This is a genomic window from Haloarcula limicola (genome assembly GCF_010119205.1).
Taxonomy (GTDB): domain Archaea; phylum Halobacteriota; class Halobacteria; order Halobacteriales; family Haloarculaceae; genus Haloarcula; species Haloarcula limicola.
This window is the reverse complement of sequence record NZ_WRXM01000002.1, coordinates 223,378-237,309: the sequence shown is the minus strand read 5'-3', so window position 1 is coordinate 237,309 and position 13,932 is coordinate 223,378. Positions and strand designations below refer to the sequence as shown.

Below are 13,932 nucleotides of genomic sequence, written 5' to 3'. Positions count from 1 at the left end.
TAATCGATGCTCAACTCATATCTGTGCAGAATCTGAGTATCCGAGTATGTATCGGGGAAGAGGCGATGCGACCATCCCGTCGGCTATCTATGCAGGGGGCATTCTCCTGCTGTCTTGGTCGATCGTCGAGCCTGTAGCACTCCTCTTGACGGGGTCTCCCGACGTGTTCAGACACCGGTATCTGATCGGATACGTCACTATCGTCCCCGCCTGTCTCACCTTGATCTGGGGCGGGCGATGGCTTCCGCGGAGCGATATTCCGGCGAAGTACGACGCCACGATCGCGATGTTCTCGGTAGCGGCCGGTGCCGGGTTCCTTCTCTTTAACCTGTTTCTCATGTTATTCTTCCCGACCGGTTCCACGTGGATCGTCACGAACTGGGTGCGATGGGCGCTGTCCCTGGGACTGTGCGTCGGTTTCGTCATCGGGACGCTGTACTCGCGCGGCTTATCGGGCGGAATCGCCGCGGAACGCCAGTCGCTGCGGGCAGAGCACATGCGGAAAAAGCGGGAGCTGATTCATCACATGAACAGTATCTTGCGGCACGAAGTCCTCAACTCGGCGCAAGTGATACAGGGCAACGCCGAGTCGTTGCGACAGTCCGACGACGCGATCGACCCGAGTGACGAGCGGATTAGCCGTATCTACCGGCAGGGGACCGACCTGACGGAAGTGACTCGGGAAGTTCGGGCTCTGCTCAACGTCGTCGAGGGGGACCGGCAGTTACAGCCGGTGAATCTCACCGAGACGCTTCGAGACGAGGTGGAGAGGATCAGGTTGAACCACCCGGACGTCGATATCGACCTCTCGGTTCCGGCGGGGATAGTCGTCGAGGGCGACGACCTGCTCGGCCGAGTGTTCGGGAATCTGCTCCGAAACGCCGTCGAACACAACGCTCCCGGCTCGCTTCGGATAGCCGTCGAGGTAGAAACGGTCGACGAGGCGGCAGCGGTCGCGATCAGGGACAACGGCGACGGGATCCCTGAGCGATGTCTGGACACGCTGTTCGACAGGCCACAGGTAGGGACCCACGGACTAGGCCTACACATCGTGAGGGAACTCGTGAACAGCTACTCCGGGACGGTCGAGTTGGTAGATACCGGGACCGGGGGGACGACTTTCGAAGTGACGGTCCCGCTCGCGAGAGCGCGAGCGGCGGGGCCCGCCGAAGCGAAGAACCCCGTAGATAGAGCCGAGACACCCGAGATCTAAATCCGGCGGTCTCAGAAGATGTTCGCCTGCTGGTAGACGCTGATGCCGTCCATCGTGATCTCGTAGGGCTTGGTCTCCCGAGAGTGGTTGGCGTTGCGTATCTTCTGGATCTCGACGGCCAGTCGCGTCTCTCTCGTCTCCGAGCGGACGTACTGGAGGACGAAGACCGCGTCGGTGAGGTACTCGATGATACCGTGTCGGGAAGCGTAGGGGTTGTCCTCGCTGGCCTCTGAGGTGAGCATCGTCGTCACGCCGGCCGCCTTCAGCGAGCGGGTGAAGTCGAACACCTCGGTGCGGCGCTTCGCGGGGCTGTCGTACATCATCTCCAGCAGCGAGACGGAGTCGAGCACCAGTCGGTCGGCGTCGAAGTCCTCGACGAGGTTCGGAAGCTCCCCGCGGATGTTATCGAGACTGTTGGCCATCTCGACGGGGTCCAAATCGACCACTGCCAACTGGTCGCTCGCCTCGTACTCGTCGAAGTCCCACCCGCGGTCGTTGGCGGTGTCCATGATGGCCGAGTGAGACTGTTCGAGCGTGATGAACACGCAGTTCTCGCCCCGTTCGAGGCCGTGATGGAGGAACTGCAACCCGAAGGTGGTCTTGCCGGTCCCCGCCGAGCCGACGGTGACGATCAGATGGCGCTCGGGAATCCCGCCCTGTATCATCCGGTCGAGCCCGTCGATGCCGACGTCGATGCGCGGGATATCGGAGTCGAAGTCCTCGTCCTCGAACTCGCCGTCGCTGCCGCCGCCGTCCGGGCCGGACGCCGACTCGAACGCGCTGGCGAAGTCGTCGTCGAACAGGCCGCCGCTATCGTCGCCGGACGCGCCGAACGGGTCGTCGCCGCCATCGTCGAACAGGCTGCTTTCTCCGTCGCCGAACGGGCTGTCTCTCTCGTCTTCGGCCGGACTTTCGGCACTCGCGGTGTCGCTGTCGGCGTCGGGTTCGGACGACTCGGTCCCGGTATCCCCCTCGAAGGCGCTCTCGAACCAGTCGTCGTCCCCCTCCTCGTCGCTCATCGCGCCGACCACCGGCCACGGGCGCAGGCCATGAAATCCGACTTATTCCCGGACGAATATAACCTTGCCGTCGTGGAGGGTTTATACCTGCCCGGCGGAAACCCACGGGTAATGACCGTCGGTATCGTCGCCCAGCGGGACAACGACCGGGCGATGTCGCTTGCGAGTGAGTTGGCCGACCGCCTCGCGGACGTGGACGCCTCGGTGGCCGTAGACGAGACGACGGGCGAGGCGCTCGTCGACCACGACGCGTGGCGGGCGGCCCGACCGGCCAGCAGACCGGTCGATGCGATGTGCGACTGCGACCTCGTCGTCAGTATCGGCGGCGACGGGACGTTCCTCTACGCCGCCCGCGGCGCGGGATCGACGCCGCTGATGGGCGTCAACCTCGGCGAGGTCGGCTTCCTGAACGCCCTGGCTCCCGAGGAGGCCGTCGAGACGGTCGTCGCGGAGGTCGAACACATCCAGAAGACCGGGAGCGCTCGCACCCGAGCGATGCCGCGCCTGCGGGCCAGCGGTCCCGACTGGGAGCTCTCGCCGGCGCTCAACGAGGTCGTCGTCCAGGGGACCCACCGCGGGAGCGGCGGCGGCGGCGAGTTCGAGGTGCGCGTCGACGGGGCGCTGTACACCAGCGGACACGCGGACGGGGTGCTCGTGGCGACGCCGACGGGCTCGACGGCGTACAACCTGAGCGAGGGCGGCCCCCTCGTCCACCCCGACGTTCCCGCCCTCGTCGTCACGGGGATGGCCCCGGACGACGGGATGCCGCCGCTGACGGTGAGCGCCGACAGCGACGTCTCGGTGGAACTGACGGACGCCGAAAGCGGCGTCGTCGTGAGCGACGGGCGAGTGCGCCAAGAGATCTCGCCGCCGGAGCGGGTGTCGCTGACGCGAGCGAGCGAACCCATCCGACTGGCCGGGCCACCGCTCGATTTCTTCACCGCGCTGGGAAAGTTGGCCTAGCGGCGGCCGACGGCGTACAGCACCGGCGCGAGCGCCAGCAGGACGATGCCGACGATCTTGTACTGGAACGCCGTTCCCAGGAAGCTGCCGGCGTTGGGCTCTAACATCGCCGCGGGGACGATGAGCAACAGCGCGCCGATACTGATGGTGTGGACGCCGAGCACGCGGAGCGACCGCATGGGCAAGATGCCGAGGATGCCGACGACGAATCCCAAGAGCAGCACGTCACCGACGGTGTAGTTAAGCAGGAAACTGTCGACGAGTTGCAGCGGTGGCGCGAGCATTCCTATTCCGAATCTCGCCGTGACGCAATCTTTAAAGTTCCGTTACGTCACCGCTCCCGGTGTGTTCGCTGAGTCGTCTCCGGCCGAGTAGCGGTTCCGAACGGCCACTAGCACTTATATGAGGGGGGACGGCAATAGGCAGTACCGTGTCAGAGTCCACTGCGGACGCGACCGTCCTCGTCGTCGACGACGAAGCGGAGGTCGCAGACGTCTACGCGTTGCGGCTCCGCAACCGCTATCAGACGGAGACCGCGTACGGGGGGCAGGCGGCGCTCGACCGCATCGACGACGATATCGACGTCGTGCTGTTAGACCGACGGATGCCGGACGTCGCCGGCGACGAGGTGCTCGCGGAGCTCCGCGAGCGGGACGTCTCGGCTCGCGTCATCATGATAACCGCGGTCGACCCGGACTTCGACATCATCGATCTGCCGTTCGACGACTATCTCTGTAAACCCGTCGAGAAGGAGGCGCTCGTCGCCGCTATCGACCAGCAGTTGGCCGCCCGTCGGTACGACGACCGACTCGCGGAGTACCTCGAACTCACGTCGAAACTCACGCTCCTGGAAGGGGAGAAACAGCCCCAGGCGCTCGAAGCGGACGAGCGCGTCGACGCGCTCCAGCGTCGCGTCAACCGGCTGAAAGCGGAGATGGACGACGCGCTCGTGGAGTTCGAGGACACCGGTGCCGCGTTCGAACAGACCGGACGGGGCTCGGAGTGAGGAGCGCCGGCGCGACAGTGACTACGCGTCGACGGGCGTGAAGACGAGGTAGCCGCTGCTCGCGCTGTCGACCGTGCGCAGCCGAAACGAGACGGGGCCGCTCGGCGTCTCGGCGGTGACGACGGTGTCTACGCCCCCCGCGAGGACGGTCTCGGCGTCGAGCGTCTCGATGGCCGCGACCGGCAGGACCTCGGAGAGCGGCGTCCCTGCCAGTCGGTCGGGCGGCACGTCGAAGCGGTCGCCGAAGGCGGGGTTCGCGGCGCGGACGACGAGCCCGTGGCCCGTTGCGGCGTAGTACAGCACCGGGTCGGGGTGGCCGTCGAAGAGGTCGGCCGGTTCCGGTTCGTCGGACACGGACGGGGAGACGTCGACCGTCATCGTCTCGTCGGCTGTCTCCAAGTCGTCCGCGGACTGCAGCAGGTGGGCGACCCCGCCGAGGCCGCCGCCCAGCGCGACGCCCAGGCCGAGTGCGACCTCCCGGCTCACCGGAAGGTCGACGAAGCCGTCCGCGACCAGCATGAGCGCCGCGAGCGCGACGGCCCCGGCGGCGATCCAGACGACGATGCCGCCGACGCTACGCAGCCGTCCCGTACCCGCCGCCTCGTCGTCCGCTCCCTCGATCATCGTCTTCGCTCTCGTCGGGCGACGGGTTAACGTTTTTCGAGAGCGGTCGCGACTCCGAACGTGACGGCGAACCGGAGTTCGGTCCCGGCTTACTCGGCCAAGAGCGTGTTCTCGATGTAGTCGTCGATGGCGTCGTACATCGCCGACTGCGGGCTGTCGTTGCGCGTCGAGTTCTGGAGGATGACGCCGTCGAGGGTGCTCATGAGGAACTGTGCCGTGCGGTCCGGGTCCGTCTCCGCGAAGACGCCTCGCTCGATCCCCATCTCGATGAGCGCCGAGATGCGCTCGGTAAACGCCTCATCGGTCTCGGTGAACTTCGCCCGGTACTCGGCGTTTCGAACCGCCTGTGCCCGGAGTTCGACGTACGCCTCTAAGAACTCTTCCACCGCCGGAATCTCTTCGCAGAAATCGTACTGGCCGAGGACGATCGCGAAGAACGTTCGGAGGTCTGCCGCGGGGTCGTCGGACGTCTCTAACTGGAAGACGCGGTCGAACTCTTCGAGGATGAACTCCAGAAAGGACAGCAGCAGGTCGTCTTTCCCGTCGAAGTGGTGGTAGAACGTCGACTTGCTGAGGTCGGCCTCGTCGGCGATGCGCTGGATGGAAAGGCCGGCGTATCCGTGTTCCTGTAGCGCGTAAAACGTCGCACGCATGATCGCCTCGTGCGAGTCCACCGGCTCGCCGGTGAACGGCATCTCGTCGGTCATCCCGACCGAATATTCGGTCGGCCATCAAAAACCCTTCGTACCAGTTGGGGACCGGAACGTTGATGTTTGACCGAACGTTCGTTCGACACGAGATGACCGACTGGATCTACGGGTCTACCGAGCGCCGCGAGCCGAGGCCCGTATCGGCCGCGGAGACGCCTTCTGACATCACTTCTTCCAACGCATGAACACTCGAACGCCACTGACGCTGACTGTCGTTGCACTGTTACTGGCCGCCGGTACCGCCGCCGCCGCGGTGACCGGGAGTCCGAGCATCGACGCGACGCTCGAAGACAACACCGTCTCGCCCGGCGAGGAGACCACGCTCGGCGTCGTCCTCGTCAACAGCGGCGAAATCACCACCGGCTCGGCGCGGAATCCGAGTCTGAGCAGCGAAGTGACGACCGCTCGCGCGCTCAAAGTCGACGTTCAGAGCGGCGACGCGCCGATAAACGTCGTCACGTCCAGGCAGTCGCTCGGGACGCTCGCGACGGGCCCGACGGCGACGGTGCCGTTCGAGATCAGCGTCGACGAGGACGCCGATCCCGGCCGCTATCGGGTACCGGTCGAACTCGACTACGAGTACACGAGCTACCTCTCCGAGGAAGACGGCAGCCGAACGGAGTCCGAGGCGTCCGAGACCGCCTACGTGACCCTTCGCGTCTCCGACGACGCCACCTTCGACGTGACGAACGTCGAGTCCGACGCCCGGGTCGGCTCGACGGGGACCGTGGCCGTCACCGTCGAGAACACCGGGCAGTCGGCCGCCCGCGACGCTTCCGTGACCCTCCAGAGCCAGAACCAGGACCTCGGCGTCGGCGGCGGCACGGCCAGTTCACGCTACGTCGACGAGTGGGAGTCCGGCGAGGATCGGACCTTCCGGTACAGCGTCTCCGCCGCCGAGAGCGCGGAACCCGAACCGTATCAGTTCAACCTCTCGGTCGGCTTCGACAACGAGAACGGCGTCCGCAAGCAGTCCGTGGGCACCTCGGTCGGGATCGCGCCTGACCCCCAGCAGGCGTTCTCGGTGGTCAGCACCGAGAACGACGTCGCCGTCGACGACACCGGGTCGTACTCGCTGACGCTCCGCAACGAGGGGCCGGTGACCGTCAGCGACTCGACGGTGACCGTCGCCTCGCAGAGCCCCGACATTACCTTCGGCGAGGCGTCCTCGACGACCCAGTACGTCGGCGAGTGGGAGCCCGGCGAGACCCGCACCGTCACCGTCGACGCCACGGCCGGGCCGAACGCCGAGAACCGCAACTACGCGCTCACCACGTCGATCAACTACGAGGACCCCGAGGGCGACGCGGGCGTCGAGGAGGGGCTCTCGGTCGGCCTCCGGCCGGGTCCCGAACAGGACTTCTCCCTCTCTGACGTCGACGCGACGCTGCAGGCCGGTGAGGACGGTCGGCTCGAAGCGACGCTGACCAACGAGGGCCAGCAGGCCGTCGAGAACGTCGTGCTGAAGTGGAACAGCGACCACAGCAACCTCTCGCCCCAGGAGACCCAGTACGCCGTCGGCGACCTCGGCGCGGGCGAGTCCGCCACCGTGAGCTTCGGCGTCGACGTCTCCGACAGCGCCGACGCGGGGCCGCGACAGTTCGACTTCGTCGCTCAGTATCAGGGCAACAGCGGCGACACGAAAGAGGTCGACGGGCTGCAGGTCCGCGCCGACGTCGCGGCCAGCCAGGACGAGTTCGTCGTCGAGTCGGCCAACACGACGGTCAGTCCCGGCGGCTCCGAGGTCATCGAACTCACCGTCACGAACAACGAGGACGTGCCGCTGACTGACATCTCGGCGAAACTGTTCGCCGACTCGCCCATCTCGGTGACCGACGACGAGGCCTACGTCGACCGCCTCGGCCCCGGCAACTCCACGACGCTTCGCTTCGGCATCAGCGCCAGCGGCGGGGCGATGGAGAAGGCCTACCCCGTCTCGCTGGACTTCCAGTACACCGAGCCCGACGGCGATTCGCCGGTCTCCGATACCTACCGCGTCGCCATCGACGTGAACGCCGAGAGCGACGGCGGCGGCTTCCCGCTCATCGGCATCGCGGCCGTCGTCCTGCTCGTGAGCGTGCTGGCGATCGGCGGCTACGCAAGGTACCAATAGATGGACCACCAGCGCTACGTCGACTGGGCGGACGACCGCATCGTCGGCGACTCGCGGAAGGTCGTCCTGGCGTTCCTCGTCGTGACGCTCCTCTTTAGCGCTGGCCTCGGCAACGTCTCGACGAACGCCGGGACCTCGCAGTTCACGACCGGCCTCCCCGCCGAGGAGGCGTTCTCACAGGTCAACGACGAGTTCTCGCCGACCTTCTCTGCGGATACGGGCAACACGCAGCTCATCCAGAAGGGCAACAACGTCCTCTCGAAGGGGTCGATGCTGCGGATGCTCAGGGCCCAGAAGTGGTTACAGGAGAAAGAGGGGCTCCGCGTGACCTCCACGTCCAGCGCCGCGAGCATCGTCGCCACGCAACTCGATCCGACGGCGACGACGCCCGAAGGGCAGATTCGCGCCGTCGAGTCCGCCACTACGACCGAGATCGACGCCGCGGTGCGGCGAGCGGCCTCCCAGAGTCCGCAGTTCAACAGCCTCGTCAGCAGCGACTTCAACCGCGGGTCCGCCTCTGCCTCGGCGACGCTCGGCCTCGTCGTCCACGAGGTCCCCGCCGGCATCTCCTCGGGGTCGGGACAGGGCGGTTCGAGTCCCCTGACGGGCATCCAGCAACAGGCCCAGTTCACAGTCGGGGCGGCCGGCCACGGGAGCATCGTCGTCTTCGGCTCGGGCATCCTCGCCGCGGAGTTCTCGAACGTCGTCGTGGACTCGCTGATACTCACCGTCCCCGCGGCCATCATCTTCATCCTCTTCTTCCTGATCATCGCCTACCGCGACCTCGCGGACATGGTGCTCGGCCTGATAGCGCTGTTCATGGCCATCGTCTGGACGTTCGGGTTCATGGGGCTGGCCGGCATCCCGTTCTCGCAGATGCTCATCGCGGTGCCGCCGCTGTTGCTCGCGGTCGGGATCGACTTCGGCATCCACGCTATCAACCGCTACCGGGAGGAGCGCGTCGAGGGGGTCGGCATCGACAGGTCGATGCGCATCACGACCGACCAGTTGCTCGTGGCGTTCTTCATCGTCACCGGGACGACGGTCATCGGCTTCGCGGCGAACCTCACCAGTTCGCTCCCGCCGATTCAGGACTTCGGGTTCGTCGCCGCCATCGGCATCACGTTCACCTTCCTCATCTTCGGCGTGTTCCTGCCCGCCGCGAAGGTGGAGTTAGACGAACTTAGACAGCGGTATCCGATCCCGACGTTCGCCCAGACGCCGCTGGGCTCCGAGGGGTCGCGGCTGGGCGGCGTGCTCCGTGGCGGCGTCGCCATCGCCGAGCGAGCGCCCGTGGTCTTCCTGCTCCTGACGCTGGTGCTCACGGCGAGCGCCGGCGTCTACGCGACGGGCGTCTCCACGTCGTTCTCGCAGGACGACTTCCTCCCGCCGGAGGACAACCCCGACTGGATCATGTCCCTGCCCGAGCCGTTCGCGCCGAGCGACTACACCGTGACCCAGCGGACGAACTTCCTCGAAGACAACTTCGACACGACCCAGAGCGGGCAGGCGACCATCTACGTCGAGGGGCCGATGCGACAGGACTCCACGCTCGAACGGATCTATCGCGCCGGCGACGACCCGCCGGACTCGTTCGTCCGCGAGAACGGCCGAGCCGCCTCGACGTCCATCGTCACGGTCATCCAGGACCGGGCCGCCCGCGACCCCGAGTTCCGACGGCTGGTCCAGCGCAACGACCGGAACGACAACGGCGTCCCCGACGATAACCTCGGGGAGATCTACGAGTACCTGCTGGACTCGTCCTCGCGGGACCGGGCGCTGAACTACCTCGGCGAGGACTACCGGAGCGCGCGCGTCGTCTACACCGTCGAGTCGAGCGCGAGCGACGCCGAGGTGACAGAGGACGCCCGCGCGGTCGCCGACGACTTCCCGCACTCGGCGACGGCGACCGGGTCGATCGTCGTCTTCCAGGCCGTCACGGACGTCATCCTCGAATCGGCCATCCAGTCGCTGGCTATCGCGCTGGCCGGTGCGACGGCGTTCCTCGTCCTCATCTATCACGTCCTGGAGGGCCGCCCCTCGCTCGGGATCGCCAACATGGTGCCGGTCGTCGTCACCGTCGCCCTGCTGGCGGCGACGATGCGCCTGCTCGACATCCCCTTCAACGCCATCACGGCGACGATGCTCGCCATCACCATCGGGCTGGGCGTGGACTACTCCGTCCACGTCACCCACCGCTTCGCCGACGAGATGCACGAACACGACCTCGTGACGGCGCTCGATCGAACCGTCCGCGGGACCGGCGGCGCGCTGTTCAGCAGCATGCTCACCACCGTCTTCGGCATCGGCGTGCTGGCGCTCGCGGTGTTCCCCGCCATCGGGCAGTTCGGCATCCTGACGGCGATGTCCATCGCCTACGCGTTCCTCACGTCGCTGCTGGTCCTCCCGTCGGTGCTCGTGGTCTGGGACCGGCTGACCAACCAGCGCCGGCCGCTCCGGTCGCTGTTCGACCTCGACTGGTCGCGGCCGGCTCAGACGACGGAGAGCGACGACTAGCGAATCGCGGCGCTCCCGTCTCGCCGCTCCGTCGCTCCGTCTCGTCCTCTCTCGGACCGCGTCTGTCCGCTCGGCGCACGCCACTGAAGCCTTTATCCGGGGGCACCGCTAGCCTCCGATATGACTCACGTCGTCATCATCGGCGCGTACGGGAGCGCCGGCGCGGCCGTCGCCGGCGAACTCGTCGACGAGGAAGACATCGAACTGACTCTCATCGACAACGGCGACCCGGGCGGGGGCCTCTGCATCCTCGAAGGCTGCATGCCGTCGAAAGAGGTGCTCTCGGCCGGGGCACACCGCTTTCAGGCCCGCCACGACCACCGACTGGTCGGCGACGTCCCCGACGTGGACCTCGAAGCGGTGGTCGAACAGAAGAACGACCACACCCGCGGGTGGGCGGGTCACCGCCGGGACTCCATCCACTCGATGGCCGAGCGGGACCACGTCGAGTTCATCCACGACACGGCGACGCTCGTCGACGACCACACCGTCCGGGTCGGCGACGAGGAGTACGAGGCCGATTACGTCGTCATCGCCACCGGATCGTCGGTCAACGTCCCCGACCTCCCCGGCATCGACGACGTGGATTTCATGACGAGCAAAGACGTCCTCCACGCAACCGAGTTCCCGGACTCGGGCATCGTGATGGGCTTCGGCTACATCGGCATGGAGATGGTGCCGTATCTGGCCGAGGCGGGCGGGATGGAACTCACCGTTATCGAGCACGACGAGCGACCCATCGACGAGGCCGACCCGGCCTTCGGCGACGAGGCGCTCTCGATCTACGAGGACAACTGGGATATCGAGATCCCGACGAACTGCCACGAGAAACGCCTCGAAACGACCGAGGACGGCGGCGTCCGCCTGCACGTCGAGTTCGGCGACGGGACCGAGGACGCCTACGAGGCCGACGAGCTGTTCCTCTTCACCGGCCGGCGGCCCACCCTCGACGGGCTCGGGCTGGAGAACACGTCGATCTCCCCGGAGGGCGAGTGGGTCCGGGGGACGATGCAGACGACCGACGCCGACCACGTCTACGCCGTCGGCGACGTCAACGAGAAGGAGCCGATCCTCCACGTCGCCAAGGAACAGGGGTTCACCGCCGCCGAGAACATCCTCAGACAGGAGGCGGGCGGCGAGCCGCAGAAATACGAGAACGTCCACCACCACGTCATCTTCTCCGGACTGGGCGTCTATCCCTTCGCCCGCGTCGGCCACAACGAGCAGAGCGCGAAAGAGGCGGGCTACGACGTCGTCACCGCCACCAGACAGGCCAGCGACGACGGCGTGTTCAAGTCCAAGGACGTGCCCGAGGGGCTCTCGAAGCTCGTCGTCGACGCCGAAGACGGGACCGTCCTCGGCTGGCAGGGCCTCCACTACCACGCTGACAGCTTCGCGAAGATGCTCCAGATCGTCGTCGAGATGGGACTCGACGTGCGTGAACTGCCCGACAGGGCGTACCACCCGACGCTCCCCGAGAACTTCGACGGCCTCATCCGGGACTGCGTGGCCGAACTGGACGACTGAGGCTCATCCCGACGACGGGTAGTTCTGAATCTCGACGAACTCGGTGCCGCCGCAGGCCGCGCACTCCTCGGGCGGCGCGTAACTGTGGTCCGGCGGGTCACCGTGAGCCGTGCCGGCGATGACGGTGTGACACCCCTCGCAGACGTACTCCTGTGGACGCTCGGGCTGGTGTGCCATGTAGTATCATTCGGACTACACGTACATAAGCGTGTGTCCGGAGCGCCGACGGCGGTCGCCCGGACGCGGTCTGCTCACTCGGTCTCGGGCGCACGAGCGGCCAGTACGGGCATCTCCGCGATTCGCTCGGCGGAGAGCGCCCCCCAGTCCACGCCGGTCGGACGGTCGTACGGCGTCCCCGTCTCGACGGTCCGCTCGGGCGTCACGACGTAGTCCATCGGCACGTCGTGGGCGTCGACGGGGACATCGCTCTCGACGACGCCCTCGGGGCCGCCGACGACCTGCAGTTCGTGGACCGTCGTGACGACTGCCGTCGCGTCGGTGACGAGTCCCAGTTCGGCGAGCACCGCGTATTCGAGGTCGCTGAACCCCTCGCCTTTCCCGATGCGCGCGCCGTCCTCGGTGACCGCGACCGACCCCGAGACGACGAGGTCGACGCTCTCGACGGCCTCGGGACCGACCTGCTCGGCGTGGTCGGCGACGTTCGAAACGGCGGGCGCGGCCTCGATGTCCTCCAGTCGATCGGGGTCGAGTTCGTAGAAACACTTCTCGTCCCGAAGCCGCGGAACGGCCATGTAGACGGTCTTGCCCGCCCGAAGCGCCGCCCGACGGACCGGGAGCTGCGGCGAGTCGGGGTTGGCCTTCACCGTCTCGGCAGCGTCCCAGACGGCCGTCTCGGTCAGCCGGTCGGCCGCCCGCTCGGCCCCCTCGAAGTTCGGGATCCGGTCGTGGGGCGGAAACGGGAAGCGCGCGACCCCCTCCGCTTCGAGGGCGTCCCACACCGCCGCTCGTATCGCCTGCTTGTCCATGCGGGCCGGTCACCCACGTTCGCAAAAAGCGTTTAGTCCGGTCGCGTTCCAGACGAGAGCCATGACGGCCGAGCGCGTCTCCCGATGGGCCCGCCGTCACGTCGCCGTCGGCGCGCTCTTCCTCGTCGCGTGGCAGCTGGCGGCGCTGTTCGGAGCCCCGCGTCGGACCGCCGTCGCGCTCGGCCTCTACGGGTTCGTCTTGCACACGGTCGTCGGGAAGGGATACGCGCTCGTCCCGGCGTACTTCGACCGCTCGCTCGCCCTCCCCCGCGCGCCCGCGGCCACCCTCCCGCTCCTGACGCTCGGAGCCGTCGGACTGGCGGCCGCGCCGACGGCACCGCTCCCCCGCGCGGCCGCCGTCGCCGGTGCGGTCTGCTGGGCGCTCGGGGCGGCCGGGTTCGTCGCGACGCTGGGTTGGACGGTCCGCGACAACCCCTCAGGGGCCGAGACGGGGACCGGCGAGGCGAACGCTGAGCGGCGGCGGATCGACCGCCTCGCCAACGCGTTCGTCCCGGTGGTCCTCGCGTACCTCCTCGCGGGCGCGTACGAGACCGTGGCCGTTACCACCGGACTGCCGACGCTGGCCGGTCGCGGCGCGGCCGGTGCCAGCCACCTCCTCGCGGCGGGGGTCGGCGCGCTGCTGGTCTTCGCGGTCGGGTTCCGCCTCCTGCCGCGCTTCCTCGTCGCGTCGCCGCCCGCCCCCCTCGTCGCCGTCGTCCTCCCCGCGGGCGCGGTCGGTCCCGCCCTCGTCGCCGCCAGTCTCTGGGGCGGCGTCTGGTTCCGCGTCGGTGCCGTCGCCGAGAGCGTCGCCGTCCTCGGGTTCGCGCTCGCCTTCCTCGCCCTCTTCCGGCGCTCGCCCCGACGCCGCGTCGGGTTCTACGGCCCGCTGCTCGGCGTCCTCGCGGGCGTCGCCGGCGTCGCGCTCGGTCTCCACTTCGCCTTCGCCGGTTCGGTCGCGGGCGGGCCGCTCGCGCACTATCGGCTGAACCTCCTGGGATTCCTCGGACTGACAGTCGTCGGCGTGGCCTACCAGTTCTACCCGCCCGCCGTCGGGACGTTCCCCGGTGCCGGCGACCGGACGGCGCTCGTCTCGCTCGGCTGTCTCGCCGCCGGCCTCGGCGTCGAGGCCGCCGCGTTACTGGTCGGGGTCGCGCCGCTCGTCGCGGTCGGCCGACTGGTCGCGCTCGTCGGCGCGAGTCTGTACGCGTACCTGTTGCTCGGCCTCTTTCGAGAGCGGTACGGCACTCGCTGACG

General features: G+C 67.6%; 13 protein-coding genes. 7 read left to right on the top strand and 6 right to left on the bottom strand.

The annotated features are described in order from the left end of the window. Positions 1-46 precede the first annotated feature (46 nt). Positions 47-1,213 (top strand): sensor histidine kinase, encoded by a 1,167-nt coding sequence (locus GO488_RS10675; RefSeq protein ID WP_162317811.1) that lies wholly within the window; start codon positions 47-49, stop codon positions 1,211-1,213. A gap of 11 nt (positions 1,214-1,224) precedes the next feature. Here GO488_RS10675 and GO488_RS10670 read toward each other — a convergent pair whose 3' ends face one another. Beyond that, positions 1,225-2,232, bottom strand: a complete 1,008-nt coding sequence (locus tag GO488_RS10670; protein ID WP_162317810.1) for a KaiC domain-containing protein — start codon at positions 2,230-2,232, stop codon at positions 1,225-1,227. A 111-nt stretch (positions 2,233-2,343) separates the two neighbouring features. Here GO488_RS10670 and GO488_RS10665 point away from each other — a divergent pair, with 111 nt between their 5' ends. Continuing rightward, complete coding sequence (locus GO488_RS10665) at positions 2,344-3,195, top strand: NAD(+)/NADH kinase (RefSeq protein WP_162317809.1); 852 nt, start codon at positions 2,344-2,346, stop codon at positions 3,193-3,195. Here GO488_RS10665 and GO488_RS10660 read toward each other — a convergent pair. After that, positions 3,192-3,479 carry a DUF8006 family protein gene (locus GO488_RS10660; RefSeq protein WP_162317808.1) on the bottom strand — a complete coding sequence of 96 codons (288 nt, stop codon included), beginning with the start codon at positions 3,477-3,479 and terminating at the stop codon, positions 3,192-3,194. The genes GO488_RS10665 and GO488_RS10660 overlap by 4 nt on opposite strands. 146 nt (positions 3,480-3,625) lie before the next feature. Between GO488_RS10660 and GO488_RS10655 the strand changes: the two genes are divergently transcribed. Next, entirely contained in the window at positions 3,626-4,201 is a 576-nt protein-coding gene (locus GO488_RS10655) for a response regulator (RefSeq protein ID WP_162317807.1), read from the top strand. A 21-nt stretch (positions 4,202-4,222) separates the two neighbouring features. On the opposite strand, the gene GO488_RS10650 is transcribed toward GO488_RS10655, so the two are convergent. Both GO488_RS10650 and GO488_RS10645 read right to left on the bottom strand, forming a co-directional pair. After that, positions 4,223-4,825: a PAS domain-containing protein gene (locus GO488_RS10650; RefSeq protein WP_164509640.1), complete on the bottom strand. Its 603-nt coding sequence runs from the start codon at positions 4,823-4,825 to the stop codon at positions 4,223-4,225. Positions 4,826-4,914: 89 nt separating this feature from the next. Continuing rightward, positions 4,915-5,532 carry a TetR/AcrR family transcriptional regulator gene (locus GO488_RS10645; protein WP_162317806.1) on the bottom strand — a complete coding sequence of 206 codons (618 nt, stop codon included), beginning with the start codon at positions 5,530-5,532 and terminating at the stop codon, positions 4,915-4,917. Positions 5,533-5,716: 184 nt separating this feature from the next. On the opposite strand from GO488_RS10645, the gene GO488_RS10640 reads away from it, so the two are divergent. From GO488_RS10640 to GO488_RS10630, 3 genes are all read left to right on the top strand, one after another. After that, positions 5,717-7,648, top strand: a complete 1,932-nt coding sequence (locus tag GO488_RS10640) for a COG1361 S-layer family protein (protein ID WP_162317805.1) — start codon at positions 5,717-5,719, stop codon at positions 7,646-7,648. Further along, complete coding sequence (locus GO488_RS10635; protein WP_162317804.1) at positions 7,649-10,165, top strand: efflux RND transporter permease subunit; 2,517 nt, start codon at positions 7,649-7,651, stop codon at positions 10,163-10,165. A gap of 120 nt (positions 10,166-10,285) precedes the next feature. Beyond that, positions 10,286-11,692 carry a dihydrolipoyl dehydrogenase family protein gene (locus tag GO488_RS10630; protein ID WP_162317803.1) on the top strand — a complete coding sequence of 469 codons (1,407 nt, stop codon included), beginning with the start codon at positions 10,286-10,288 and terminating at the stop codon, positions 11,690-11,692. 3 nt (positions 11,693-11,695) lie between these two features. On the opposite strand, the gene GO488_RS19675 is transcribed toward GO488_RS10630, so the two are convergent. Next, the gene (locus tag GO488_RS19675; RefSeq protein ID WP_164509639.1) at positions 11,696-11,869 is read right to left on the bottom strand and encodes a hypothetical protein; all 174 of its coding nucleotides are present in this window, start codon (positions 11,867-11,869) and stop codon (positions 11,696-11,698) included. A 74-nt stretch (positions 11,870-11,943) separates the two neighbouring features. Then, positions 11,944-12,678 (bottom strand): 5-formyltetrahydrofolate cyclo-ligase, encoded by a 735-nt coding sequence (locus GO488_RS10625; RefSeq protein WP_162317802.1) that lies wholly within the window; start codon positions 12,676-12,678, stop codon positions 11,944-11,946. Positions 12,679-12,739: 61 nt separating this feature from the next. Between GO488_RS10625 and GO488_RS10620 the strand changes: the two genes are divergently transcribed. Then, complete coding sequence (locus tag GO488_RS10620; RefSeq protein WP_162317801.1) at positions 12,740-13,930, top strand: hypothetical protein; 1,191 nt, start codon at positions 12,740-12,742, stop codon at positions 13,928-13,930. Positions 13,931-13,932: the final 2 nt, after the last annotated feature.